General features: G+C 71.8%; 23 protein-coding genes. 18 read left to right on the top strand and 5 right to left on the bottom strand.

The annotated features are described in order from the left end of the window. Positions 1-73: 73 nt before the first annotated feature. The 7 genes from ACYVJ3_RS10020 to htpX all read left to right on the top strand — a co-directional run bounded on the left by ACYVJ3_RS10020 (position 74) and on the right by htpX (position 8,334). Entirely contained in the window at positions 74-2,761 is a 2,688-nt protein-coding gene (locus ACYVJ3_RS10020; RefSeq protein ID WP_460852816.1) for a DNA translocase FtsK, read from the top strand. Between the two features lie 5 nt (positions 2,762-2,766). Further along, entirely contained in the window at positions 2,767-4,377 is a 1,611-nt protein-coding gene (locus ACYVJ3_RS10015; RefSeq protein ID WP_460852815.1) for a helix-turn-helix domain-containing protein, read from the top strand. A gap of 85 nt (positions 4,378-4,462) precedes the next feature. Then, entirely contained in the window at positions 4,463-5,866 is a 1,404-nt protein-coding gene (gene rimO / locus ACYVJ3_RS10010) for a 30S ribosomal protein S12 methylthiotransferase RimO (protein WP_460852956.1), read from the top strand. Next, positions 5,863-6,492 carry a CDP-diacylglycerol--glycerol-3-phosphate 3-phosphatidyltransferase gene (gene pgsA / locus ACYVJ3_RS10005; RefSeq protein WP_460852814.1) on the top strand — a complete coding sequence of 210 codons (630 nt, stop codon included), beginning with the start codon at positions 5,863-5,865 and terminating at the stop codon, positions 6,490-6,492. The genes rimO and pgsA overlap by 4 nt, the downstream gene beginning before the upstream one ends. A gap of 68 nt (positions 6,493-6,560) precedes the next feature. Continuing rightward, positions 6,561-7,055, top strand: a complete 495-nt coding sequence (locus tag ACYVJ3_RS10000) for a CinA family protein (protein ID WP_460852813.1) — start codon at positions 6,561-6,563, stop codon at positions 7,053-7,055. Between the two features lie 58 nt (positions 7,056-7,113). Further along, on the top strand, positions 7,114-7,413 hold the full coding sequence (locus ACYVJ3_RS09995) for a helix-turn-helix domain-containing protein (RefSeq protein ID WP_460852812.1): 300 nt from the start codon (positions 7,114-7,116) through the stop codon (positions 7,411-7,413). Between the two features lie 21 nt (positions 7,414-7,434). Continuing rightward, positions 7,435-8,334: a zinc metalloprotease HtpX gene (gene htpX / locus ACYVJ3_RS09990; protein ID WP_460852811.1), complete on the top strand. Its 900-nt coding sequence runs from the start codon at positions 7,435-7,437 to the stop codon at positions 8,332-8,334. Positions 8,335-8,363: 29 nt separating this feature from the next. On the opposite strand, the gene ACYVJ3_RS09985 is transcribed toward htpX, so the two are convergent. Then, a complete protein-coding gene (locus ACYVJ3_RS09985) occupies positions 8,364-12,956 on the bottom strand; it encodes an ATP-dependent helicase (RefSeq protein WP_460852810.1) in 4,593 nt (1,530 codons plus the stop codon). 47 nt (positions 12,957-13,003) lie between these two features. On the opposite strand from ACYVJ3_RS09985, the gene ACYVJ3_RS09980 reads away from it, so the two are divergent. Continuing rightward, a complete protein-coding gene (locus tag ACYVJ3_RS09980) occupies positions 13,004-13,663 on the top strand; it encodes a sortase family protein (RefSeq protein ID WP_460852809.1) in 660 nt (219 codons plus the stop codon). On the opposite strand, the gene ACYVJ3_RS09975 is transcribed toward ACYVJ3_RS09980, so the two are convergent. The 3 genes from ACYVJ3_RS09975 to ACYVJ3_RS09965 are packed head-to-tail and all read right to left on the bottom strand — an operon-like array spanning position 13,636 to position 15,124. Continuing rightward, the gene (locus tag ACYVJ3_RS09975; RefSeq protein ID WP_460852808.1) at positions 13,636-13,968 is read right to left on the bottom strand and encodes a TfoX/Sxy family protein; all 333 of its coding nucleotides are present in this window, start codon (positions 13,966-13,968) and stop codon (positions 13,636-13,638) included. The two genes, ACYVJ3_RS09980 and ACYVJ3_RS09975, sit on opposite strands and share 28 nt — an antisense overlap. Positions 13,969-13,997: 29 nt before the next feature. Beyond that, entirely contained in the window at positions 13,998-14,432 is a 435-nt protein-coding gene (locus ACYVJ3_RS09970) for an NUDIX domain-containing protein (protein WP_460852807.1), read from the bottom strand. Further along, the gene (locus ACYVJ3_RS09965; protein WP_460852806.1) at positions 14,432-15,124 is read right to left on the bottom strand and encodes a FadR/GntR family transcriptional regulator; all 693 of its coding nucleotides are present in this window, start codon (positions 15,122-15,124) and stop codon (positions 14,432-14,434) included. The genes ACYVJ3_RS09970 and ACYVJ3_RS09965 overlap by 1 nt, the downstream gene beginning before the upstream one ends. 138 nt (positions 15,125-15,262) lie before the next feature. Here ACYVJ3_RS09965 and ACYVJ3_RS09960 point away from each other — a divergent pair, with 138 nt between their 5' ends. The 8 genes from ACYVJ3_RS09960 (at position 15,263) to ACYVJ3_RS09925 (ending at position 22,074) form a co-directional block, all read left to right on the top strand. Then, on the top strand, positions 15,263-15,757 hold the full coding sequence (locus ACYVJ3_RS09960) for a gluconokinase (RefSeq protein WP_460852805.1): 495 nt from the start codon (positions 15,263-15,265) through the stop codon (positions 15,755-15,757). A gap of 47 nt (positions 15,758-15,804) precedes the next feature. After that, on the top strand, positions 15,805-17,214 hold the full coding sequence (locus ACYVJ3_RS09955) for a GntP family permease (RefSeq protein WP_460852804.1): 1,410 nt from the start codon (positions 15,805-15,807) through the stop codon (positions 17,212-17,214). Between the two features lie 25 nt (positions 17,215-17,239). Beyond that, a complete protein-coding gene (locus tag ACYVJ3_RS09950) occupies positions 17,240-18,679 on the top strand; it encodes an HsdM family class I SAM-dependent methyltransferase (RefSeq protein ID WP_460852803.1) in 1,440 nt (479 codons plus the stop codon). Between the two features lie 19 nt (positions 18,680-18,698). Next, the gene (locus tag ACYVJ3_RS09945; RefSeq protein ID WP_460852955.1) at positions 18,699-19,637 is read left to right on the top strand and encodes an ABC transporter ATP-binding protein; all 939 of its coding nucleotides are present in this window, start codon (positions 18,699-18,701) and stop codon (positions 19,635-19,637) included. Beyond that, on the top strand, positions 19,637-20,443 hold the full coding sequence (locus ACYVJ3_RS09940) for an ABC transporter permease (protein ID WP_460852802.1): 807 nt from the start codon (positions 19,637-19,639) through the stop codon (positions 20,441-20,443). The genes ACYVJ3_RS09945 and ACYVJ3_RS09940 overlap by 1 nt, the downstream gene beginning before the upstream one ends. After that, positions 20,440-21,240: an ABC transporter permease gene (locus tag ACYVJ3_RS09935; RefSeq protein WP_460852801.1), complete on the top strand. Its 801-nt coding sequence runs from the start codon at positions 20,440-20,442 to the stop codon at positions 21,238-21,240. Before ACYVJ3_RS09940 ends, ACYVJ3_RS09935 begins: the two co-directional genes overlap by 4 nt. Positions 21,241-21,303: 63 nt before the next feature. Then, complete coding sequence (locus ACYVJ3_RS09930; RefSeq protein WP_460852800.1) at positions 21,304-21,831, top strand: DinB family protein; 528 nt, start codon at positions 21,304-21,306, stop codon at positions 21,829-21,831. A 48-nt stretch (positions 21,832-21,879) separates the two neighbouring features. Next, entirely contained in the window at positions 21,880-22,074 is a 195-nt protein-coding gene (locus tag ACYVJ3_RS09925) for a DUF3046 domain-containing protein (protein WP_460852799.1), read from the top strand. Between the two features lie 22 nt (positions 22,075-22,096). Here ACYVJ3_RS09925 and ACYVJ3_RS09920 read toward each other — a convergent pair whose 3' ends face one another. Then, positions 22,097-22,789, bottom strand: a complete 693-nt coding sequence (locus ACYVJ3_RS09920; RefSeq protein WP_460852798.1) for an HNH endonuclease family protein — start codon at positions 22,787-22,789, stop codon at positions 22,097-22,099. A gap of 253 nt (positions 22,790-23,042) precedes the next feature. Between ACYVJ3_RS09920 and recA the strand changes: the two genes are divergently transcribed. Further along, a complete protein-coding gene (recA, locus tag ACYVJ3_RS09915) occupies positions 23,043-24,086 on the top strand; it encodes a recombinase RecA (RefSeq protein WP_460852797.1) in 1,044 nt (347 codons plus the stop codon). Positions 24,087-24,348: 262 nt separating this feature from the next. After that, entirely contained in the window at positions 24,349-24,921 is a 573-nt protein-coding gene (locus ACYVJ3_RS09910) for a regulatory protein RecX (RefSeq protein ID WP_460852796.1), read from the top strand. Positions 24,922-24,923: the final 2 nt, after the last annotated feature.

Raw genomic sequence — 24,923 nt, 5'->3', positions numbered from 1 at the left:
AACCCTCAACCCACGCTTGACCGTTCCGCGTGTTGTTCCTGTGACTCAAGGGGCAAATGGGTAGGTTGTGAGCATGGCGACCCGTACGTCTTCCCCGACGGGTTCGCGTAGCCGCACCACTGCTTCATCCCGCACGGCGAGCAAGTCCGGATCCTCTCGGGCAGGCACGGCGAAGGGCCGGAGCAGCACCAGCAGCTCGCGATCCCGTAGTACGACCAGCAACAGCCGCTCGCGCTCGACCGCGAAGCGGCCGGCTCCGCGTGCCGTGCGCAGCGGGCCGGGCCCGATCGCGACCGCACTGACCGCGCTGGTCCGTGGCCTGGCCGCGATCTGGCTGGGCATCGCGCACGGTGTCGGGACGGTCGTCCGCTCCGTCATCGGCGGCGCGCGCGACATCGAGCCCGAGCAGCGTCGCGACGGCGGCGGCCTGCTGCTGTTCGCGGTCGCCCTGATCGCCGCGGGGGCCGTCTGGTTCGACGTCGCCGGCGGCTTCATGGAGTTCGTCCGCACCATCACCTCCGGCACGGTCGGCAAGATCGGCTGGCTGGTCCCGCTGTTCCTGCTGCTCGCCGGCTGGCGGCTGATGCGCGACCCGATCACCAACGGCCCGGCCGGCCGCCAGGTGATCGGCTGGTCCGCGCTCGCCTTCGGCATCCTCGGCATCGTCCAGATCGCGGCGGGCAACCCGCAGCCGGTCCAGGGTGACACCACTCCGCTGCGCGACGGCGGGGGAGCGGTCGGGTACGTCGTCTCCGCGCTGCTGCTCGACCTGATGCGCTCGGCGTACGTCGTCGTCCCGATCCTCGCCCTGCTCGCCTTCTTCGGCGTCCTGGTCATCACCGCGACGCCGCTCTACCGCGTCCCCGACCGCCTCCGCGACCTCTCCGCCCACCTGTTCGGCCACGAGGACTACGACCGCGACGCGACCCAGGCCTACAAGCTCGGCCTGGACGACACCTTCCAGCGCTCCGGCGACCCGGCGTACGACACGCCGCTGCTCGCCGAGGACAAGCCCAAGCGTGGCCGTCGCAAGGTCGAGCCCGCCGTCGAGGACTCGATGGCGCTGCTCGAGCCGATCGACATCCCCCTCACCGACGAGGAGGACGACGCCCCGACGCAGGCCGACATGGCTCCGCTCGAGCGTCGTGCCCTCGGCAAGAAGCGCCCGTCCGGTCCCGGCTCGACCGGCGGCCTGCCGTCGGCGTTCGTGCCGCCGAAGGAGACCGAGGTCGAGGTCGCGCCGCCGCACACCGACCTCCCGGTCCGTGCCGAGCAGCTGGCGCTGTCGGGCGACATCGTCTACACGCTGCCCGACTCCGCGGCCCTCAAGCCCGGTGACGTGCACAAGACCCGCAGTGCCGCCAGCGACGACGTCGTACGCCGCCTCCAGGCGGTCCTCGACGAGTTCAACGTCGATGCCCAGGTCACCGGCTACACCCGCGGCCCGACCGTCACGCGCTACGTGATCGAGCTCGGCGTCGGTGTGAAGGTCGAGAAGATCACCAACATCACGCGGAACATCGCCTACACCGTCGGCACGTCCGACGTGATGATCCTCAGCCCGATCCCCGGCAAGTCCGCGGTCGGCGTCGAGATCCCGAACACCGACAAGGAGGTCGTCTCCCTCGGCGACGTCCTGCGCTCCAACGCGGCCCGCACCGACCACCACCCGCTGGTCGCCGGGCTCGGCAAGGACGTCGAGGGCGGGTTCGTCGTAGCGAACCTGGCGAAGATGCCGCACCTCCTGGTCGCGGGTGCCACCGGCTCCGGAAAGTCGTCGTTCATCAACTCGATGATCACCTCGATCCTCATGCGGTCCACGCCCGACGAGGTCCGGATGATCATGGTCGACCCCAAGCGCGTCGAGCTGAACGCCTACGAAGGCGTCCCGCACCTGATCACGCCGATCATCACCAACCCGAAGAAGGCCGCCGAGGCCCTCGAGTGGGTCTGCCGCGAGATGGACATGCGGTACGACGACCTGGCGAACTTCGGCTTCAAGCACATCAACGACTTCAACAAGGCGGTCCGCGAGGGCAAGATCGAGCTGCCGGCCGGCAGCGAGCGGGTCCTGCAGCCCTACCCGTACCTCCTGGTCATCGTCGACGAGCTCGCCGACCTGATGATGGTCGCCCCGCGTGACGTCGAGGGCTCGATCGTCCGCATCACCCAGCTCGCGCGTGCGGCCGGCATCCACCTGGTGCTCGCCACGCAGCGTCCGTCGGTCGACGTCGTGACCGGTCTGATCAAGGCCAACGTCCCGTCCCGCCTGGCGTTCGCGACGTCCAGCCTCGCCGACTCCCGCGTCATCCTCGACACGCCGGGTGCCGAGAAGCTGGTCGGCCAGGGTGACGGCCTGTTCCTCCCGATGGGTGCGAGCAAGCCGATCCGTGTGCAGGGCTCGTGGGTCACCGAGAACGAGATCCAGCAGGTCGTCAAGCACTGCAAGGGTCAGCTCGAGGTCAGGTACCGCGAGGACGTCACGGTCGCCGCCGCCAGCAACAAGGTGCTCGACGACGACATCGGTGACGACATGGACCTCGTCATCCAGGCGATCGAGCTCGTGGTCTCCACGCAGTTCGGCTCGACCTCGATGCTGCAGCGCAAGCTCCGCGTCGGCTTCGCCAAGGCGGGCCGGCTGATGGACATCCTCGAGAGCCGTGGCGTGGTGGGTCCCTCCGAGGGCTCCAAGGCACGCGACGTCCTCGTCAAGCCCGATGAGATCGACGCCGTGATCATGACCATCCAGGGAGAGGCGTGAGCCCGATGACCGACACCACTGCTTCCGTCGAGGTACGTCGCAACGTCCCGCTCGCCGCGGCCGTCGGCACGATCGCGGGCCTGCTCGCGATCGCGTTCGCGGTCCGCGCCTTCGGGGGCGGCTCCGCGCTCGACTGGCTGGCGCTGGGCGTGCTGGCGCTGATCACCATCGCGTACGTCGTCACGCTGGTCGACGCGCGTGCCCCGCTGATGGTCGTCGACGAGCGCGGCGTCCGCCTGCGCGAGGGCGCCAAGTGGCAGGGCCTGGGCTGGGACGAGATCGACTGCTTCGAGCACCTGCCGCGCAGGCTGCCGCTGCGTGACGGTCACCTGCTCGTGGTCAGCCACGACGACCACCAGCTGATCGTCCCGCTGACCATGGCCACCGTCGTGGTCGGCGCGGACCTGTCCGGCCTCAGCGACACCCTGGCGGACCTCTCCGGCGGTCGTGCCGACGTGGTCGAGGTCGTCCCCGGCATCGAGGACGGCGCCGCGCCCGACGCTCCGCTCGACGCGGTCGCCCCGGTCGAGCCGCCTGCCCCCGCCGAGCACGTCACCCCCACCGAGGACGTCGCTCCGCTCACCGAGGACACCGCACCGATCGCCGCGGACGCCGCGGACGACGAGGACCTGGTGTCCACCGGCGAGATCCCGGCCGTGACCGAGGACGTCGCGGAGGACGCCACCGAGGTCGAGGAGGTCGAGGAGGTCGCCGAGGTGGAGGAGCCCCCGACCCCCGGCCGCACCACCATCCTGGCCGCGCGCGTCGACATGCCCGGCACGGCTGAGCCGCGCCGCCTGTCCGACCTGCTCGGAGACCCCGCTCCCGCTCCTGCGGCGCCGGCCGCGCCGGCGTACGACGAGAACGCCACCGTGGTCCTCGAGGAGCTGGCGGTCCGTCCGGCCGCCCGTCCGGTCGTGGGCCCCGAGCTGGCGCGTGCGCGTCAGGAGCTCGGGCTGACCATCGACCAGCTCTCCGAGCGCACCCGGATCCGCCCCCACGTCATCGAGGCCATCGAGGTCGACGACTTCGCGCCGTGCGGCGGCGACTTCTACGCCCGCGGTCACCTGCGCACGCTGTCGCGGGTCCTCGGCATCGACGCGGCGCCGCTGGTCGCGACCTACGACAACACGTACGCCGACGCGCCGGTCGACCCGCGCCGCGTCTTCGAGTCCGAGCTGGCCACCGGCCACGGCGGTTCGATCCGCAGCACGCGCGGTGGCCGCAACTGGTCGGTCCTGATCTCCGCTGTCATGGGTGCGGTGCTGGTCTGGTCGGTCGCCCGCCTGGTGCTCGGCGGCCCGGCTCCGGTCGGCAACACCCCGGTGCTGAACCAGAGCGGCGGCATCACCCACGCGATGGACGCCCACGGCAAGCCGGTCAAGGTCGTCCTGAACGCGGCCCACGGCGGCGCCCGCCTCGTCGTGCGCGACGCCAACGGCCACGTCGTCCTCGACGGCCCGCTGGCCTTCGGCCAGAGCGCGAACCTCAAGGCGATCGCCCCGGTCCGCATCTGGTCCTCCGACGGCTCGGTGACCGCCTCGATCGACGGACGGCCGGCCAAGGCGCTCGGCAGCACCGGCGAGCAGGCCTCCGCGACGCTGATCGCACGCTGACCGTACGACGGGCGGGGCTCTTCGGTTCACCCCGAAGGGCCCCGCTCCGTCATACTCGGTGACAGACATGACCACTACATCGCCGATCTCCGTCTCCCTGCTCACCCTCGGGTGCGCCCGCAACGACGTCGACTCCGAGGAGCTCGCCGGCCGCCTGGCCGCCGACGGGTTCCAGCTCGTCGACGACCCGGAGGACGCCGACACGGTCGTGGTCAACACGTGCGGCTTCGTCGAGGCCGCCAAGAAGGACTCGATCGACACCCTCCTCGCGGCCTCCGACCTCAAGGCGACCGGCAAGACGCAGGCGGTCGTCGCGGTCGGCTGCATGGCCGAGCGCTACGGCAAGGACCTGGCCAGCGAGCTGCCCGAGGCCGACGCGGTCCTCGGCTTCGACGACTACAACGACATCGGCGCCCGGCTGCGCTCGATCCTGGCGGGCGAGGTGCAGCACCCGCACACCCCCAAGGACCGCCGGCTCCTGCTGCCGATCAGCCCCGCCGAGCGCCAGGCCAGCGACGCCCCGGTCGCCGGCTCGTCCGGCGTACGCGCCCGGCTCGACGACGGCCCGATGGCCGCCCTCAAGCTGGCCAACGGCTGCGACCGGCGCTGCACCTTCTGCGCGATCCCGATGTTCCGCGGCTCGTTCGTCAGCCGGCGTCCGTCCGAGGTGCTCGACGAGGCCCGCTGGCTGGCCACGCAGGGCGTCAAGGAGCTGTTCCTGGTCTCCGAGAACAACACCTCCTACGGCAAGGACCTCGGCGACATCCGGCTGCTCGAGACGCTGCTGCCCGAGGTCACCGCCATCGAAGGCATCGAGCGCGTCCGGGTCTCCTACCTCCAGCCCGCCGAGACCCGCCCCGGCCTGATCGAGGCGATCGCGAACACTCCCGGCGTCGCGCCGTACTTCGACCTCTCCTTCCAGCACGCCAGCGGCCCGGTCCTGCGCCGGATGAAGCGCTTCGGCGACGCCGAGAGCTTCCTCGGCCTGCTCGAGCAGGTGCGCCGGCACTCGCCGTACGCCGGTGTGCGCTCCAACGTCATCGTCGGATTCCCGGGTGAGACCGAGGAGGACGTGCGGGTCCTGACCGAGTTCCTCATCGCCTCGCGCATGGACGTCACCGGCGTGTTCGGCTACTCCGACGAGGACGGCACCGAGGCCGAGGGCTTCGACGGCAAGCTGGACGAGGACGAGATCCGCGCCCGCGTCGAGCACGTCACCGACATCGTCACCGCCGTCAACGCCGACCGCGCCGAGGAGCGCATCGGCGAGGAGGTCGTGGTGCTCGTCGAGAACCTCGAGCCTGATGATGTGGGCGAGGACTCCGACAACACTGTCGAGGGACGGGCCGCCCACCAGGGCCCCGAGGTCGACGGCATCACCTACGTCTCGGGCTCTGGGTCGGCGCGCGTCGGCGACTTCCTGCGCGCACGCGTGGTGGCCAGCGACGGGGTCGACCTGTTCGCCGAACTGATCGAGGAGCAGGCATGACCGAGCAGACCACGTCGGTGGAGACGGCCGCGAAGCCTTCCAACTGGAACGTCCCGAACGCGTTGACCACGCTGCGGATCCTGCTGGTGCCGGTCTACGGCTGGGCCCTGCTCATCCACGACGGCACGCACATCGGCTGGCGCATCGCGGCGTACCTCATCTTCTTCGTCGCCATGGCCACCGACAAGATCGACGGCGACCTCGCGCGCAAGCACAACCTGATCACCGACTTCGGCAAGATCGCCGACCCGATCGCCGACAAGGCGATCACCGGCATGGCCTTCATCGGTCTCTCGATCATCATGGACACCTGGTGGATGTGGGCGATCACGGTGGTCGTGCTGGTCCGCGAGTGGTCGGTGACGCTGCTGCGCCTCTCGATCATGAAGTCGGTCGTCATGGCCGCCGCGTGGAGCGGCAAGGTCAAGACGATGGCCCAGGCCCTGGCGCTCGGCGGCCTGACCCTGCCGTGCCTGGAGGTCTCCGGCAGCTGGGACGTCCCCGGCAAGGTCGTGTACGTCGCCTCCCTGGCGATGCTCGCCCTCGCCGTCGTGCTGACGGTGTCCTCCGGCTACGAGTTCTTCCGCGACGCCCTCCGGCAGCGGCGCGCTCAGCCTGCTGCCTGACGACCTGCCTGACGACCTGCCTGGTGACCTGAGCGTCCCGGTGGGACCTGTTGGGTAGCCTCGCCGACGTGGTGCACACGGTCGACCAGCTGCAGGACCTCTTCGGTGACGAGGACACGTCGCTCGCCGTCGCGGAGTCGCTCACCGGGGGCCTGCTCGCGGCCGCCATCACCGCGGTCCCCGGCTCGTCGGCGTACTTCCTCGGCGGGGTGGTCGCCTACGCCAGCGAGGTGAAGATGTCGGTGCTCGGGGTTCCCGAGGACGTCGTCGCGGAGCACGGCGTGGTCTCGGCCGAGTGCGCGATGGCGATGGCGGAGGGCGTACGCCGCCTCCTCGGTGCGGACGTCGGGGTCAGCACTACCGGGGTCGCCGGGCCCGAGCGGCAGGAGGACAAGCCCGTCGGGACGGCGTACGTCGGTGTGGCCGATGCCGAGGGCACCTCGGTCGTCAGCCTCGACCTGGAGGGCCACCGCGTCAGCATCCAGCAGCAGGTCGTCGAGGCGGCTGTGTCGGCGGCGTACGACATAGTGAGTCGGCGACGGGAAGCTACCGGCCTCCGGTAGCGTTGCACCAACGAGCCGGTCCGACCGGCGATCCGACCGATCCAAGAGGGAGACGACCATGGTGCTGTTCCGCCAGCGTCTCGGCGACGTGCTCAAGGGCCGCCGCAACGAGCTCGGCATGACGCTGCGTGACGTGTCCGGCGTCGCGCGGGTCAGCCTCGGCTACATCTCCGAGATCGAGCGTGGTCAGAAGGAGGCGAGCTCCGAGCTCCTCGCCTCGCTGTGCGAGGCCCTCGAGGTCCCGCTCTCCGCAGTGCTCAGCGATGTCGCACGGGCCGTCGCCGTCGAGGAGGCCGCGCTGGCACCTACGCCGATCAGCGCCCGTCGTCCGTCGGAGGTCGTCGCCTCCGCGGCGTGACCGATCCCTCGGAACGATCCGATGCCGTCGGCTCGTTCTCCTGACATGCACCACCACTTCAACGGACTGAAGACCGCCGGCCTGCTCGCGGGGATCGTCGCGCTGCTGCTGGCCATCGGCGGCCTGATCGCCGGCTCCACCGGCAACATGGCCTTCCTCTGGATCTTCGGCCTGCTCGGCGTCGGCACGACCGCCTACGGCTACTGGAACTCCGACAAGCTCGCGATCAGGGCGATGCGGGCCTACCCGGTCACCGAGCAGCAGCAGCCCGCGATGTACCGCATCGTCCGTGAGCTCTCCACCGCCGCCGGCAAGCCGATGCCGGCACTGTTCGTCTCGCCGACGCAGGCGCCGAACGCGTTCGCGACCGGCCGCAACCCGGCGCACGCCGCCGTCTGCTGCACCGAGGGCATTCTCGGCCTGCTCGACGAGCGCGAGCTGCGTGGGGTGCTCGGCCACGAGCTGATGCACGTCTACAACCGCGACATCCTGACCAGCTCGGTCGCCGCGGCGCTCGCCGGTGTGATCACCTCGATCGCCCAGATGACGATGTTCGCCTCCATGTTCGGCGGCGGCTCCGACGAGGAGGACCGCCCCAACCCGCTGGTCCTGATCCTGATGTCGCTGCTCGCGCCCCTGGCCGCCTCGGTCATCCAGATGGCGATCTCGCGGACCCGTGAGTTCGACGCCGACGAGGACGGCTCCCGTCTCACCGGCGACCCGCTGGCGCTGGCCTCCGCCTTGCACAAGCTCGAGGCTGGGACCGCTCGCGCGCCGCTGGCCCCGACCCCGCAGCTCCAGAACGCGGCACACATGTTGATCGCCAACCCGTTCCGCGCCGCCGACGTGTCCCGGATGTTCTCCACGCACCCGGCCACCGCCGACCGGATCGCCCGGCTGGAGGCCATGGCCCGCCGCTAGTCCGCGAGTCGTCCCCACGGACCGCTCGGCTAGGAGCGCAGCCGCAGACCGCGCGGAGTGGCGACGAAGCCGGCGGAGGCGAGGGCGTCGCGCAGCGGGGTGGAGGTGCCGAGGAGGGGCGCACCGTCGACCTTCTCGACGGTGAGGCGGCCGAGGTTGCCACGGCGTACGGCGGCGGAGAGTGCTTCGGCCGCGGGCTCCAGCTGAGCCGGCTCCTCGCTCCAGGTGAGCAGCGTGCGGCCGCCGCGTTCGACGTACACGACGAGCTCGCCGTCGACCAGGACCACGATCGCACCGGCCTTGCGGCCGGGCCGGTGGCCCGACTCGGTGGTGGAGCCTGTCGAGACCGGCCAGGGAAGGGCGGCGCCGTAGGGGTTGGCGGGGTCGGTGGCGGCCAGCGCGACCGCGACCGGCTTGTCGCCCACGCCGGTGTGCGTGCGGAGTCGGTCGACCGCGCCAGGGGTGGAGAACTGGGCGGCGCCGAGACCCTCGACGAAGTACCCGCGACGGCAGCGACCGGTCTCCTCGAACGCGCTGAGCACGCGGTAGACGCCGGCGAAGCCACCGGGCACGCCCTCGCTGGTCACCGCGCCGCGGGTGACGACGCCGTGGCGCTCCATCAGCCGCTCGGCCGTGGCATGGGCGCGGCGGGTCGGGTCGGTGTCGAGCTCGGGGAGCAGCGACCAGCGGCCGGCCGTCTCGGGTGGGCCGGTGCGGCTGACCCGCCCGGGGCGCCCGGCCGTTGAGCGGGATCGGTGGGCGGCCGACCCGTTGCGGGTGAGCGCGCGCAGGGGAGTGAGCGTGTCGTTGGTCAGGTGGCCGGCCCACACCAACGACCAGAGCGCCTCGCTCAGCACGCCGTCGAGCGGTGGGACCTCGTCGGCCGCACGACAGGCGGTGGACACCTGGTCCGAGAGCTGCCGGAAGAACCACGCCCCACCCGGCGACAGCGCGTCGAGGACCCGCTGCTGGAGCGGGTCGCTGACGGGCTGCGGCTCGGGCAGGGTCAGCGGCGCCTGGTCGGCGAGGTGCAGGCTCACCCAGCCGTCGGCACCGGCCAGCGAGCCGTGGCCGGCCCACACGATCTCGCCGGTGGCGGTGAGCTCGTCGAGGTACGCCGGCTCGAAGTCGCGGACTCGCGCGCTGAGCACCAGCGACTCGAGCGCACTGGCCGGCACCGGCACCCCGGCGAGCTGCTCGACCGCAGCGAGCACGCCGTCGACGCCACGCAGCGCACGCTTGGACGTGGTCACCTGCTGCCAGGCGAGCCCGAAGCGGGCCAGCGCGGCGGGCGGGACCGGCTCGATCTCGTGCCGCAGACGGGCGAGGGAGCGCCGCCGGAGTCGCCGCAGCACCTCGGCATCGCACCACTCCGTGCTGTCGCTCGCCGCCGTCGGCCGGAACTCGCCCGACACGACGCGGCCCTGGCCCTCGAGCCGCTGCAGCGTGTGGCGTACGACGGCCGCACCGAGCCCGAGCCGCGCGGCGACCTCGGCCACCAGGAACGGCCCGTGGGTGCGGGCGTAGCGCCCGACCAGGTCGGCCAGCGGGTCCTCGACCGGCTCGGTGAACGCGGTCGGGACGCCGGCCGGCACCGGGATGCCCAGGCCGTCGCGCAGTCGGGCCACGTCCTCGATCACGGCCCACGCGTCGGCGAGCGGTGGTTCCTGAGTAGGCGAGGAACGAGCCGTATCGAAGGGCATGCGGACCTGGACCACGCGTCGCGCGTCGTGGAGCGAGGTCAGCGCAGCGGCCAGGTCGACGTCGGGCACCAGGCGTGCGCCGATCTCCTCGGTCGTGAGCGGGCCGAGCAGGCGGAGCAGGTCGACCACGCCCTCGGCATCGCGCGCACGACGATCCGGAGCGGTCCGCTGCAGCTCGGCCTCGACCTCGTCGAGCACCACCGGATCGAGCAGCTCGCGCAGCTCGGCACGGCCGAGCAGCTCGGCGAGCAGGCCCTGGTCGAGGGTCAGCGCGGCGGCCCGGCGCTCGGCGATGGGAGAGTCGCCCTCATAGAGGTACTGGGCGACGTACCCGAACAGCAGCGTGCGGGCGTACGGCGACGGTTGGACCGTCTCGACCTCGCTGACCGTCACCTCGCGCCGCTGGACCCGGGAGAGGAGAGCGGTCAGCCCGGGCAGGTCGTAGACGTCGTTGAGGCACTCGCGCACCGTCTCGAGCAGGATCGGGAACGTGGGGTAGCGCGCGGCGACCTGCAGCAGCGCGGCCGCGCGCTGCCGCTGCTGCCACAGGGGCGAGCGCTTGCCCGGGTCGCGCCGGGGGAGCAGGAGGGCCCGCGCCGCGCTCTCGCGGAACCGTGAGGCGAACAGCGCCGACGCGCCGACCTCGCGGGCGACGATCTCCTCGATCTCGTCGGGCTCGAAGACGACCAGGTCGGCGCCGGGCGGGGCCGCGTCGGTGTCGGGGATCCGGATCACGATCCCGTCGTCGGCGGCGAGCGCCTGGCCGTCGACGCCGTAGCGCTCGTGCAGCCGCGCGTTGATCGCCAACGCCCACGGGCCGTGCACGGCCTGGCCGTAGGGCGAGTGCAGCACGAGCCGCCAGTCGCCGAGCTCGTCGCGGAACCGCTCGACGACGAGCGTCGCGTCCGACGGCAGCTGGCGGGTCGCCTCGGCCTGCTCGCGCAGGTAGGTCAACAGGTTGGTCGCCGCGTTCTCGTCCAGACCTTCGGCCCGCACCCGCGCGAGCGCCTCGTCGTCCGGCATCGCACCGAGCTCGCGGGTGAACGCGCCGATCGCCTCGCCCAGCTCGGCCGGCCGGCCGGGGTTGTCGCCCTTCCAGAACGGCAGCCGGGCAGGGACGCCGGGCGCCGGCGTCACGATGACGCGGTCGTGGGTGATGTCCTCGATCCGCCAGCTGGTCGCGCCGAGCGCGAACACGTCGCCGACCCGGCTCTCGTAGACCATCTCCTCGTCGAGCTCGCCGACCCGGCGCCCGACCCCCTCACCGGCGATGAAGACACCGAACAGCCCACGGTCGGGGATGGTGCCGCCGCTGGTGACCGCCAGCCGTTGCGCGCCCGGGCGCCCGACGAGCCGGCCGGTGACGCGGTCCCAGGTGATGCGCGGCCGCAGCTCGGCGAACTCGTCGCTGGGGTAGCGGCCGGCCAGCAGGTCGAGGGTCGCCTCGAAGGCCGAGCGCGGCAGGGCGGCGTACGGCGCGGCGCGGCGTACGACGGCGAACAGCTCCTCGACGTCCCACTCCTCGACGGCCGTGGCGGCGACGATCTGCTGGGCCAGCACGTCGAGCGGGTTGGCCGGGATGCGCAGCGACTCGATGTCGCCGCTGCGCATGCGGGAGACCGAGACCGCAGCCGGCGCGAGGTCGCCGCGGTGCTGGGGGAAGAAGACGCCTCGGGAGACCTCGCCGACCTGGTGGCCGGCCCGCCCGACCCGTTGGAGGGCGCTGGCGACGCTCGGTGGCGACGCGATCTGGAGGACCTGGTCGACGGCACCCATGTCGATGCCGAGCTCGAGGCTGCTGGTCGCGACGACGGCGGGCAGGCGGCCGGACTTGAGGTCGTCCTCAACGATCGCGCGCTGCTCCTTGGAGACCGAGCCGTGGTGGGTCTTGGCCATCAGCGGCGCGGAGCCGGCGCTCGCACCGGACTGCGCCATCACCTGCGCGGGAGGGACGACCCCGTCGGCGCTCTCGCCGGCCGCGATCTCGTTGAGGCGGGCGGTCAGCCGTTCGGCCGTACGCCGGCCGTTGGTGAACACGATCGTGGACCGGCTCTCGCCGATCAGCTCGGCCACCCGCTGCTCGACGTGCGGCCAGATGCTGGCGCGCTCGGTGGGCGCAGGGGCCGTCGGGTCGTCGTACGCGTCGACCGGTCGGGAGCCGAGGGCGGTCATGTCCTCGACCGGCACCTCCACGCGCAGGTCCCACTCCTTGTGGGCCGGCGGCATGACGATGTCGACCGGCTCGGGACCACCGAGGAACCGGGCGACCTCCTCGGTGGGCCGCACCGTGGCGGACAGCCCGATCCGCTGGGCGTTGATGGGCAGCAGCGCATCGAGCCGGGCCAGGCTGAGCGCGAGGTGCGCACCGCGCTTGGTGCCGGCGACCGCGTGCACCTCGTCGACGATCACCGCCTCGACCGCGCGCAGCGTCTCGCGCGCCTGGCTGGTGAGGATCAGGAACAGCGACTCGGGGGTGGTGATCAGGATGTCCGGCGGCTTGGTGCCCAACCGGCGGCGCTCGTCGGCAGGCGTGTCACCGGAACGTACGCCGACCTGGAGCTCGGGCAGCTCCGGGAGGCCGAGCCGCGCGGCGGTCTGGCGGATGCCGGTCAGCGGCGCGCGCAGGTTGCGCTCGACGTCGACGGCCAGCGCCTTCAGCGGGCTGATGTAGAGCACGCGCGTGCGGTGCTTGCGATCCGGCGGCGGCTCGGAGGTGAGCAGCCGGTCGATGCTGGCCAGGAACGCGCTGAGCGTCTTGCCCGAGCCCGTCGGAGCCACGACGAGGGTGTTGCGGCGCTGGGCGATCGACTCCCACGCCCCGACCTGCGCGGCGGTCGGCTCGGCGAACGCCGCGCGGAACCACGCGCGCGTCGGCTCGCTGAAGCCGCTCAGCGCCGCATCGGTCGGGGTCCCGCTCACCCTCCGCATCCTTCCGTACGCCGCCGACATCGGGGACACTGTGCGGCGTGGGGGACCCCTGGGAGCGCGGGAGCACGCGCCGGCGTACGACGACGCTGGTGGTCGGCGTCGTCCTGCTGCTCGCCTGCGCGCTGATCTGGTTCTGGCGCTGGACGGCGCGCGACGACGGTCCGGCTGTGCAGCCGAAGGCGGTCCCCACCGCCAGCGCGACGCCGAGCGTGCCGGGTCCGTGCGCCCGCCGGCCCGCGCGGTCGTTCGTCCCGCAGCGGCTCGAGGTGACCGGCGTCGTGTCCCGCGTGGTCCCGGTACCGCGCGACTCCGGCGGGATCATGGGCGTCCTGCCCGAGGGCATCAAGACCGAGTTCGCGGCCGACTTGGGCGGCGTGCTCGTGGGCTCCGCCACGGGTCACGTCCTGTTCAACACCCACACCTGGCCGGACGGCTCGGCGATGGGCAACCGCCTGCTCGCGCGGCTCCAGGTCGGCGGCAGGCTCGTGGTCAGCGGGCACGGGCTGACCCAGTGCTACCGCGTCGTCGCCCGCCAGGAGGTGCTGGCCAGCAACGGCTATCCCGGGTGGGACCGCACCGACGGTCGCCCGGAGGCCGTGATCGTGGTCTGCTCCGGCACCCGGCTGGGCCCGGGGAGCTGGACCCACCGGACGTTGTGGTTCGCGCGGCCCTACTTCGGTGGCAAGGACGCCGCGTAGGCCACCCCGCGGCGCACCCACTCCTCCAGCGCGTCGTCGGCGGCGATCGCCGCGTCCGGCACCCGCAGCCAGCCGGACATCAGCCGCCCGCGCATCTCGATCGGCTCGGCCGGGGTCATCCCGATCAGCCGGTCGCCCTGCGCGGGGTCGACGCGCACCATCAGGCCGCCGTTGCCGCTCGCGGCCACCGCCATGTTGCCGCCGACCAGGAACGCCAGGCCGCCGAACATCTTCCTCTCGCTGAGCCCGGGCTCACCCTCGACCTGGTCGCGGATGCGGTCGGCCAGCACCTCGTCGTACGCCATGGCGCCGAGCGTACGGCGACCCGCCGACGTCAGCCGCGCGCGTGAGCCGCGAGGGCGTCGGCGAGCACCTCGGCGTGGTCGAAGGCGAGCTCGGGGAGGTCCGACACCGGGAACCAGCGGACGTCGGCCGCGTCGTCGCCGGCGGTCGCCGCGACCGTCTCCGGGACGGAGGCGAGGTGGACGATCGAGATCGTCCGGCCACGCGGGTCGCGGTCGGGCGCGGTGTAGGTGTGCAGCTGCGTGAGCGGCACGGACAGCTCGAGGCCGGTCTCCTCCCGCAGCTCGCGGCGCGCCGCGGTCTCGGCGTCCTCGTCCGCGTCGACGAAGCCGCCGGGGAGGGCCCACGCTCCGGCGTACGGGTCGTGCTTGCGCTGGATGAGCAGCACCGACAACCCCTCCGGGCACGGGCAGAGGAGGGCGACGTCGACGGTGACGTTGATGATCGGGTACTTGCTGGTGTACATCAGCGGCTCTCCTCGTCCATCGCCTCGGTGACCTCGTCGATGATCGCCTGCATCGCGGCGCGAGCGGCGGCCGGGTCCTTCGAACGTACGCCGCGCGCGACCGCCTCGTGCGCCGCGACGGCCTCGTCCTTCGGGTGGGCGGGCATCAGGTCGTGCTCGGTGCGGCCGGACAGGACCTCCTCGACGACGTCGCCCATCGCCCGCAGCATCTCGTTCCCGGTCGCCTCGAGCAGCACGCGGTGGAACCGGACGTCGGCGGCGAGGAACGCCACGAGGTCGCCCGTGCGCGCGTGCGCGGCCATGTCGGCCGCCGCGTCGGACAGCTCGCGGCGCTGGGCCTCGCTCGCGCGCTCGGCGGCGAGGCCGGCGGCGACGGGCTCGAACCCGCTGCGCAGCTCGCTGAGCGAGCGCAGCTGGCTCGCGCGGTCGTCGGAGTCCAGGCGCCAGCGGATGACCCGCGGGTCGAAGACGTTCCAGTCGGTGCGGGGGAGCACCGTCACGCCGACGCGTCGGCGGGAGGCTACTAGGCCCATCGAGGACAGGACCCGGATCGCCTCGCGGGAGACCGACCGGCTCACGGCGTACGCGCCGTCGATCGCGTCGAGGGTGAGCACCGTGCCGGCGGCGAGCTCGCCCTGCACGATGCGCCGCCCGAGGGCGTCGAGCACGTCGCCGTGCCGTTCGATGGCCATCCTGGTCACCCTTCTCGAATAAATCAGATTAATCAGGCCGAGGGTCTTGCAAAGATCAGACCAATAGTCGCACACTGTGACGGCGGACACACCCAGGAGCGGTGTGTGGATCCGGAGGAGCAGATGAACCAGCCAGCAGTGCCTGACCTCGTCGTGGTGATGGGTGTGTCGGGTTCGGGCAAGTCGACCGTCGGTGCCGCGCTCGCGCAGCGCCTCCGGGTGCCGTTCGCGGACGCCGACGACTTCCACCCGCCCGCCAACATCGCGAAGATGTCCGCCGGCCACCCCCTCGACGACGAGGACCGCCGGCCGTGGCTGGACGCCCTCGGCGAGTGGCTGGCCGCGCACGACGCGCAGGGCGGCGTGATGAGCTGCTCGGCGCTCAAGGTCGACTACCGCACCCGCCTGCTCGACCACGCGCCGCGCACCCGGTTCGTCCACCTCGACGGCCCGCGCGACGTCATCGCCCGCCGCCAGGCCGGCCGTCCTGGGCACTTCATGCCCGCGGCACTGCTCGACTCGCAGTTCGCGACGCTCGAGCCGCTCGGGCCCGACGAGCCCGGGATCGTCATCGACGTCGACCAGTCCGTCGACGCGATCGTCGAGGAGTACCTCGACCGCTGCCACACCTGACGCGTCGTCCGTCCGACCGTCGTCCCCGCCACCCCGAGGAGATACGCATGTCCCTGTCCGTCCTGCCGCTCGACGCGAGCACCGACCTGATCGCGCCGGTCGCGTCCGACGGGCCGCTGATCACCGCCGCCCTGCTCGGCATCGCAGCGATCGTCGTGCTCATCGTCGCCGCGCGCCTGCACCCGTTCCTGGCCCTGATGGTCGGTGGCCTGACGGTCGGCATCGTCGCCGGTGTCGACACCGCGACCGCGATCGCCAGCTTCACCACGGGCTTCGGGTCGACCGCCGCCGGCGTCGGCATCCTCATCGCGCTGGGCGCGATGTTCGGCAAGCTCCTGGCGGACAGCGGCGGCGCGGACCAGATCGTCGACACCATCGTCGGCCATGCCTCGCCGCGGGCGCTCCCGTGGGCGATGGCCGGCGTCGGTGCCGTCATCGGTCTGCCGATGTTCTTCGAGATCGGCCTGGTCCTGCTGATGCCGGTCATCTACCTCGTGGCCCGGCGCTCGCAGCAGTCCCTGATCGCCATCGGCCTCCCGGCACTCGCGGGCCTCTCCGCCATGCACGGCCTGGTGCCGCCGCACCCGGGTCCGCTCACCGCCATCGACTACCTCCACGCCGACCTCGGCGTGACCCTCGCCCTCGGTGTCGCCGTGGCGGTCCCGACCGTGATCCTCGCCGGTCCGGTCCTCGCGCGGCTCGTCGGTCGCTGGGTCGACGTACCCGTCCCGGCCCGGGCCGAGGCGATCGTCGGCGAGGCGGACCGGGACGGCGTCCTCGCCGTACGCCGTCCGTCGTTCGCGATCACCATGGCGTCCGTGCTGCTGCCCGTCGTGCTGATGATGGGCAAGGCGCTCGCCGACATCACCATCTCCGACGAGACGTCCCACCTCCGCGTCGTGCTGGACAACCTCGGTACGCCGCTCGTGGCCCTGCTCATCGCCGTCGTCGTCGGCATGTTCACCCTCGGGGGCGGTGCCGGCATGGGCCGCGCGGAGGTCGCCAAGTCGCTCGAGTCCTCGCTGCCCGCGGTCGCCGGCATCCTGCTCATCGTCTCCGCCGGCGGTGGCTTCAAGCAGTCGCTGGTCGACACCGGCATCGGCACCCGCGTCGCCGAGTGGGTGTCGTCGAGCAACATCTCGGTGCTGCTCCTGGCCTGGTTCGTGGCCGTGCTCATCCGGCTCGCCACGGGCTCGGCGACCGTCGCCACGGTCACCGCGTCCGGCCTGCTCGCGCCGCTCGCCGCCACGCTGTCCACCGGCGAGACCTCGTTGATGGTCCTCGCGGTCGGTGCCGGCTCGGTGTTCTTCTCGCACGTGAACGACGCCGGCTTCTGGCTGGTCAAGGAGTACTTCGGCATGACCGTCGGCCAGACCCTCAAGTCCTGGTCGCTGATGGAGACGACGCTGTCGGTCTGCGGCCTGGTGCTGGTGCTCGCGCTCAACCTGGTGATCTGACGGCGGGCCGCTAGCCTCAGCCGTCATGGAGGCGCGGGAGAAGGCAGAGGCGCGCGCCGCGGCGTACGAGAGCGGCCTGGGGGCCGACCCGGAGCGCCGCCGCAAGGGTGCCTTCTACACGCCTCCCGACCTGGTCGGGTGGGTCCTCGACCACGCGCTCCCCGCGGGCGGCGGCCGAGTGCTGGATCCCGCGTGCGGGACCGGGCACTTCCTCGTCGCGGCGGCCGAGCGGCTCGGCGCGCGAGCGGTGTGGGGGAGCGACCTCGACGAGTCGGCGGTCGCCATCGCGCGGCAGCGGCTGCGGGCGCTCGACCCGACGCTGACCGAGGCTGAGCTCCGCAACCGGGTCCGGTACGCCGACGGGCTGACCGCCTGGGCCGGCGAGACGTTCGACGCGGTGGTCGGCAACCCGCCGTTCCTCGGCCAGCTGCGGCGCGCGACCGCGGGCGCGAGCGGTGGCATCGCGGCGTATACCGACACGAGCGCTGCCTTCCTGCACGCCTCGCTCTCCCTGGCCCGTGACGGGGGAGTGGTGGCGCTGGTGCAGCCGCTGTCGGTGCTGGCCGCGCGTGACGCGGGGCCGGTGCGGGCGGCGGTGGCGAGGGCGGGTGACGTGGAGTCCTTCTGGTGCTCGGCGGAACCGGTGTTCGCCGACACGACGGTGCTGACCTGCGTGCCCGTGGTCCGCGTCGGAGCTGTCTCGGCGCTCGACCCGGACGAGTGGGGCTCGCTCGCGGCGCCGGCCTTCGGAGTGCCGCTCGCCCGGTTGTCGCGCGCGGGCGGCGTCGTCGGCGACCTCGCGGCGTGCACGGCCGACTTCCGCGACCAGTACTACGGCCTGGTGCCCCATGTCCGCGATGCTGTGTCCGGCCTGCGCGACGGCGAGGTCCGGCTGGTCACCTCGGGCCTGATCGAGCCGCTGGAGTCGCGGTGGGGTGTGGCTCCCACGCGCTTCGCGCGCCGGACGTACGCCGCCCCAGCCGTCCGCCCTGCCGACCTCCCGCCGAAGCTCGCGGCCTGGGCGCAGCAGCGGCTGGTGCCCAAGCTGCTGGTCGCCGGTCAGGGGCGGGTGATCGAGGCGCTGGTCGACCCCGCGGGCGAGCTGTTGCCGTCGGTGCCGGTCGTCTCCGTCGTACCCCATGATCCCGCCGACGTCTGGCGGCTGGCCGCCGTCCTGTGCGCGCCCCCTGTCGTCGCGTACGCCGCCGCGCGCTACCTCGGCACCGGCCTCAGCGCCGGCTCGGTGAAGGTCAGTGCCAAGCAGCTCGCCGCGCTTCCGTTGCCCCTCGACCGGGCCGCCTGGGACGAGGGGGCCCGGCTGGTTGCTTGCATGCATGCAAGGAGCGGCCCCGGTCTCCTTGCATGCATGCAAGCAAGCGCGGAGGTGATGACCGCGGCGTACGGCATCGACGACCCGGCCCTGACGACCTGGTGGCTGGAACGCGCTGTCCGTGCCCCGGGCTAGGGTCGCGAGCGTGGAGCCGATGATCGAGGCACGGGACCTGCGCAAGACGTTCGGAACGGGCGAGCGCGCGTTCGAGGCGGTCAGCGGCATCGACATCACGGTCGCCAAGGGTGAGGCGTTCGGCTTCCTCGGGCCCAACGGCGCCGGCAAGTCCTCGACGATGCGGATGGTCGCGTCGGTGTCGCCGATCAGTGGCGGAGAGCTGCGCATCCTCGGCATGGACCCGGCGGTCGACGGTCCGCGGATCCGTGCGCGGATCGGTGTCTGCCCGCAGGAGGACACCCTCGACGTCGACCTCAACGTCTACGAGAACCTCTTCATCTACGGCCGTTACTTCGGGCTGTCCAAGGCGGTCGTCAAGCAGCGGGCCGAGGAGCTGCTCGAGTTCGCCAAGCTCACCGACAAGGCGAAGGTGCGTGTCGAGGAGCTCTCCGGCGGCATGAAGCGCCGGCTCACCATCGCCCGCTCGCTGATCAACAACCCCGACCTGCTGCTGCTCGACGAGCCGACCACGGGCCTGGACCCACAGGCCCGCCACCTGCTCTGGGACCAGCTGTTCCGGCTCAAGCAGGCCGGCGTGACGCTGGTGATCACCACCCACTACATGGACGAGGCCGAGCAGCTCTGCGACCGCCTCGTCGTGATGGACAAGGGCCTGATCGTCGCCGAGGGTGCTCCGCTCGACCTGATCCGCCAGTACTCCACCCGCGAGGTCGCCGAGCTGCGCTTCGCGGTCGACGAGGGCACCGAGGACGACCAGGTCGTCGCCGACAAGGTCGCCGACCTCGGCGAGCGGATCGAGGTGCTGCCCGACCGTGTCCTGGTCTACGCCGAGGACGGCGAGGCCGTGCTCGCCGCCGCCCTCGACCGCGGCCTCCAGCCGGTCGCCTCACTCGTACGTCGCTCCAGCCTCGAGGACGTGTTCCTCCGGCTGACCGGCCGGACGTTGGTCGACTGATGACGGCCGAGCCTGCCGAGACCCTGCCCCTCGCCGATGGCGTCCTGCGCCAGGTCGACTACTGGGCCACGCTGTGGAAGCGGACCTGGAAGGGCGTGCTGGCGACCTCGTTCCTCAGCCCGTTCCTCTACGTCCTGGCGATGGGCGTGCTGCTGGGCGGGTTCGTCCACGCCGAACCGGCTCGGCTGGAGGGCGCCCACTCCTACCTCGCGTTCGTCGTGCCCGGCCTGATCGCCGCTCATGCGATGCAGCTCGCGGTCGGGGAGACGACGTACCCGGTCATGGGGATGATCAAGTGGCGCCCCACCTACCGCGCCATGCTGGCGACGCCGCTCGAGGCCCGCCATGTCGTCGGCGCCCACCTCGCCACCGTCGCGCTGCACCTCACCGCGGCGACCGGGATCTATGCGCTGGTGATGGCGCCGTTCGGCGTCTTCGCCACGTGGTGGGGCGCGCTCCTCGCCTGGCTGGTGCAGGTCCTGGTCGGCATGGCGTTCGCGACCTGGGTCTACGGCTTCGCCGCGCGGCTGCAGAACGAGGAGGGCTTCGGGCTGATCTTCCGGCTCGGCATCTTCCCGATGTTCCTGTTCTCGGGCGCATTCTTCCCGGTCGCCAACCTCGGTCACGTCGGCTCGGCGATCGCGCGCTGCACGCCGCTGTGGCAGGGCGTCAACCTCTCCCGGATGCTGACCCTCGACCACGTCATCTGGTGGGTCGCGGGCGTCAACGCCCTCGTCCTCGTGGTGCTCGTCGCGGCGGGCTGGCGGTGGGCCGTGTCCGGACTGCACCGGCGGATGATCGCGTGACCGCCGTACCCTCCGAGCAGCCCAGGATCCTCAGCCCGGTCGCCGCGCTGAGGCTGCTCGTCTACCGCAACTACCTCACCTACCGCCGCGCGTGGAAGCTGTTCATCACCGGCTTCCTCGAGCCGTTCTTCTACCTCCTCTCGATCGGCGTCGGCGTCGGCGCACTGATCGGCGGGTTCACCTTCCAGGGCCACCACGTGGCCTACAGCGCGTTCGTCGCGCCGGCGATGCTGGCGACCTCGGCCTTCAACGGCGCCCTGCTCGACTCGACGTTCAACGTCTTCTTCAAGCTGAAGTACCTCAAGCTCTACGACCAGATGCTCGCCACGCCGCTCACGCCCGCCGACGTCGCGCGCGGCGAGATCGTCTGGGGCCAGCTCCGCGGAGGCGTGTACGCCGCGGTGTTCCTCCTGGTGATGCTGGCGATGGGGATGATCGAGTCGTGGTGGGCGCTGCTGGCGCTGCCTGCGGTGCTGCTGATCGGGTTCGCGTGCAGCTCGGTCGCGATGGCGGCCACGACGTACATGCGCAACTTCCAGGACTTCGACAAGATCACGCTGGTCCAGCTGCCGATGTTCCTGTTCTCGGCGACGTTCTACCCCGTCACGACCTACCACGGAGCGCTGCGCTGGGTCGTGGAGTGCACGCCGCTCTACCGCGGCGTCGTGCTCTGTCGCGAGCTCTGCCTCGGCACGCCCGGCTGGGAGTCGCTGGTCTCGGTGGTCTACCTGCTGGTCATCGGCGCGATCAGCCTGGGCGTCGTACGCCGGCGCCTGGAGCGCCTGCTGCTGACCTGATCTCCTGCGTGGTTGGCAGGATTCCTGCTGTCGCCCGCATGCTGCCAGCGCAAGGGTTGCCCCATGACGATCACCCCCGACACCAAGGACTGGACCTGGGTCCTCGACCGCCCGTGCGGCGAGTGCGGGTTCGACCCGGCGCCGGTCGGCCGCGACGCCATCGCGCAGGCGATCCGCGACAACGCCGCGTTCTGGCAGCATGCGCTGACGCTCGCGGGTGTCGAGGAGCGGCCGGCCCCGGCCACGTGGTCGCCGACCGAGTACGCCTGCCACGTGCGCGACGTGCACCGGATCTTCGGCTCGCGTCTCGCGCTGATGCTCGACCAGGACGACCCGCAGTTCGCCAACTGGGACCAGGACGAGACCGCCGCCGCCGAGCGCTACGACCTCCAGCGTGCCGAGGTCGTCGCGGTCGAGCTGGCGGAGGCGGCACGATCGGTCGCCGCGGCGTACGACGAGGTGCGTGGGGACCAGTGGGGGCGGCGGGGCCGCCGCAGCAACGGCAGCGTCTTCACCGTCGAGACACTCGGCAGGTACCACCTCCACGACGTCATCCACCACCGGTGGGACGTTGGCTCGGTGGTCGGGTAGTCGCGAGCGCCGGCGAGCGACGTATCGAGACCCTGGAAGGATGACCGTGTGCGGCACACGGAGTTCTGGGAGCGGATGGACCACCACCTGGGCTCCGCCTACTCCCGCGTCTGGGCCGACTCGGTGGTGATGAGCGCCCTCGGCGGCCGGACGGCCTCCGCCGCGCTGGCCGCGGGGGAGAGCCCGAAGGACGTCTGGCGCGCGGTCTGGGCCCAGCTCGAGCTGCCCGAGTCGGAGCGCTGACCACCCGCGCTCGGCCGGCGGGTCAGCAGTAGCCCAGCATCTGCCGGAGCGCGGCGACCTCGCTCGGGTCCACCGTGAGGCCCCACGTGCTCTTCACGGTGATCCAGCGCTCGGCGTACGTGCATTGGTAGCCCTTGCGCGGCCGCCAGGCCGCCGGGTCGCCGTCGCCCTTGCTCTCGTTGGTCGGCCCGTCGACCGCGAGCAGCTCGGGCAGCCAGTTGGCGAAGCGGCTGCGCCGGTCGGGCGACCAGTCCCGGGCGCCGGAGTACCAGGCCTCCGCGAGCGGCACCACGTGGTCGATCTGGATCGCGATCGCCTGGTGCAGGTCCTTGAGGTCGGTGAAGACCAGCGTGTGCCCGGTGTAGGGGTCGTGCCAGGTCCCCGCGAGCACGTCGTGGTCGCACCCTCCCTGCTGCCCGACCTCCAGGCTTCCCGGCACGGCGTCCCGCTGCAGCACGTCGTCGCGCTGGTTGCAGCCGTTGCCGTCGACGTCGCGCCATGACTCGCCGTAGGCCGCGCGCAGGTAGGTCCCGTCCTCCCGTGGCCGCGGGGTGACCTCCAGCTGGGAGAGCAGGCGTGCGGCGGCGGTCGCGGATGGCGTGGTCGGCGTCGGTGGCTGGCCGGGTGGGCGCCGCGACTCGCTCGCGACGACCCCGCAGGCGGTGAGGCAGAGGCTGAGGAGGCCGGCAAGAGCGGCGTACGTCGGGCGGGTCATCGCGGCCCATCATGGCCACCGGTGCCGACGGATCGGAGGGGAACCCCGAAATCTCCCGACACGCCGGGGTCATGCCGCACGTCGAACAGGTGTTCGGCTAGCGTTCGAGTCACGACAGGGACCAGTTCCTGTCCACAGGTACGACGCGAAGCGAGCTTGTCCACAAGCACGACCCGGCTGACCAGGCTGTGTCGGGGCCTCGTTCTAGCGTCGCCGATGTACCTGGCACACACCGATGACTGAGGAGAACCCCATGGCCGGCGACGACCGCATGAAGGCGCTTGATGCAGCGCTGATGAACATCGAGAAGAACTACGGCAAGGGTTCGGTGATGCGCCTGGGTGACGAGACCCGCGCCCCGCTGGACGTGATCCCCACGGGTGCGATCGCGCTCGACGTGGCCCTCGGCATCGGAGGTCTCCCGCGCGGTCGCGTGGTCGAGATCTACGGTCCGGAGTCCTCCGGAAAGACCACCGTCGCCCTGCACGCCGTGGCCAGCGCCCAGCGCGCCGGCGGCATCGTGGCGTTCATCGACGCCGAGCACGCGCTCGACCCCGACTACGCCAAGGCACTCGGCGTCGACACCGACGCGCTCCTGGTCAGCCAGCCCGACTCCGGTGAGCAGGCCCTCGAGATCGCCGACATGCTCATCCGCTCCGGCGCGCTCGACCTGATCGTCATCGACTCCGTCGCCGCGCTCGTTCCCCGCGCCGAGATCGAGGGCGAGATGGGCGACAGCCACGTCGGCCTCCAGGCCCGCCTGATGAGCCAGGCGCTGCGCAAGATGACCGGTGCCCTCAACCAGTCCAAGACGACCGCGATCTTCATCAACCAGCTGCGCGAGAAGATCGGCGTCATGTTCGGCTCGCCCGAGACCACCACCGGTGGTCGGGCGCTGAAGTTCTACTCCTCGGTCCGTCTGGATGTACGCCGCATCGAGACCCTCAAGGACGGCACCGACATGGTCGGCAACCGCACCCGGGTCAAGGTCGTCAAGAACAAGGTCGCGCCGCCGTTCAAGCAGGCCGAGTTCGACATCATGTACGGCAAGGGCATCTCCCGCGAGGGCGGTCTGATCGACGTCGGCGTCGAGGCGGGCCTGGTCCGCAAGGCCGGTGCTTGGTACACCTACGAGGGCGACCAGCTCGGCCAGGGCAAGGAGAACGCCCGGACCTTCCTCAAGGACAACCCCGACCTGGCCAACGAGCTGGAGAAGCGGATCCTCGAGAAGCTCGGCGTCACCCCCACGCTCGAGGACGACCTCTCCGACGAGCCGATCGGCGTCGACTCGTTCTGATCATGGCGCGAGCGCGTCGCCTCGCGGCGCGCTCGCCGGACTTGGCCGTCTCGGTTCCTCCGGTCGCTCGTTCCTCGCTCCCTACGTCGCCTCACCGACCGCGCCCGACGACCCCGCGCCTTCGGCGCCGCGCTGCCGCGCGCGGTCGAGGTCCGCTCGGTGCAAGACCGTCTGGCGGCCTGCGGTGGCAGTCGTTGGTTGAGTAGCCCGAGCCGCTAGGCGGGGCGCATCGAAACCGACCCATTCCGAAAGGAGAAGCCCGATGGTGACCCCGCTTCCCTGGAAGTCGCCCACCGCGCCGACGCCCGAGCAGAACCCCGACGCCGAGCCCGACCACGAGGAGATCGCCCGCAAGATCCTCCTCGACCAGCTGACCGGGCAGGCCCGCAGCCGCCACGAGCTCGCTCAGCGGCTGGCGAAGAAGAACGTTCCCGAGGAGATCGCGAACCGGCTGCTCGATCGGTTCGAGGAGGTCGGCCTGATCGACGACGAGGCGTTCGCGCGCCTGTGGGTCGACAGCCGTCAGCGCACCCGCGGCCTTGCCCGTACGGCGCTCGCCCAGGAGCTGCGCCGCAAGGGCATCGCCGACGACACGGCCAAGACGGTCCTCGCCGAGGTCGACCGCGACGACGAGGAGGAGACGGCTCGGTCGTTGGTCCGCAAGAAGGCCCGAAGGATGGCAGGTCTGGACCCTCAGGTCGCCACGAGGCGCCTGGTCGGGATGCTCGCCCGCAAGGGCTACGGCCCCGGCATGGCCTTCGCGATCGTCCGGTCCGAGCTCGCGAAGATCGGGGCCGAGGTGGACGCCGACCTGGAGCCCGGCGACCTGACATGATC

Source organism: Nocardioides montaniterrae (genome assembly GCF_054782655.1).
Note: the sequence above shows the minus strand (reverse complement) of the source record. Positions and strands in the feature narration are given on the sequence as shown.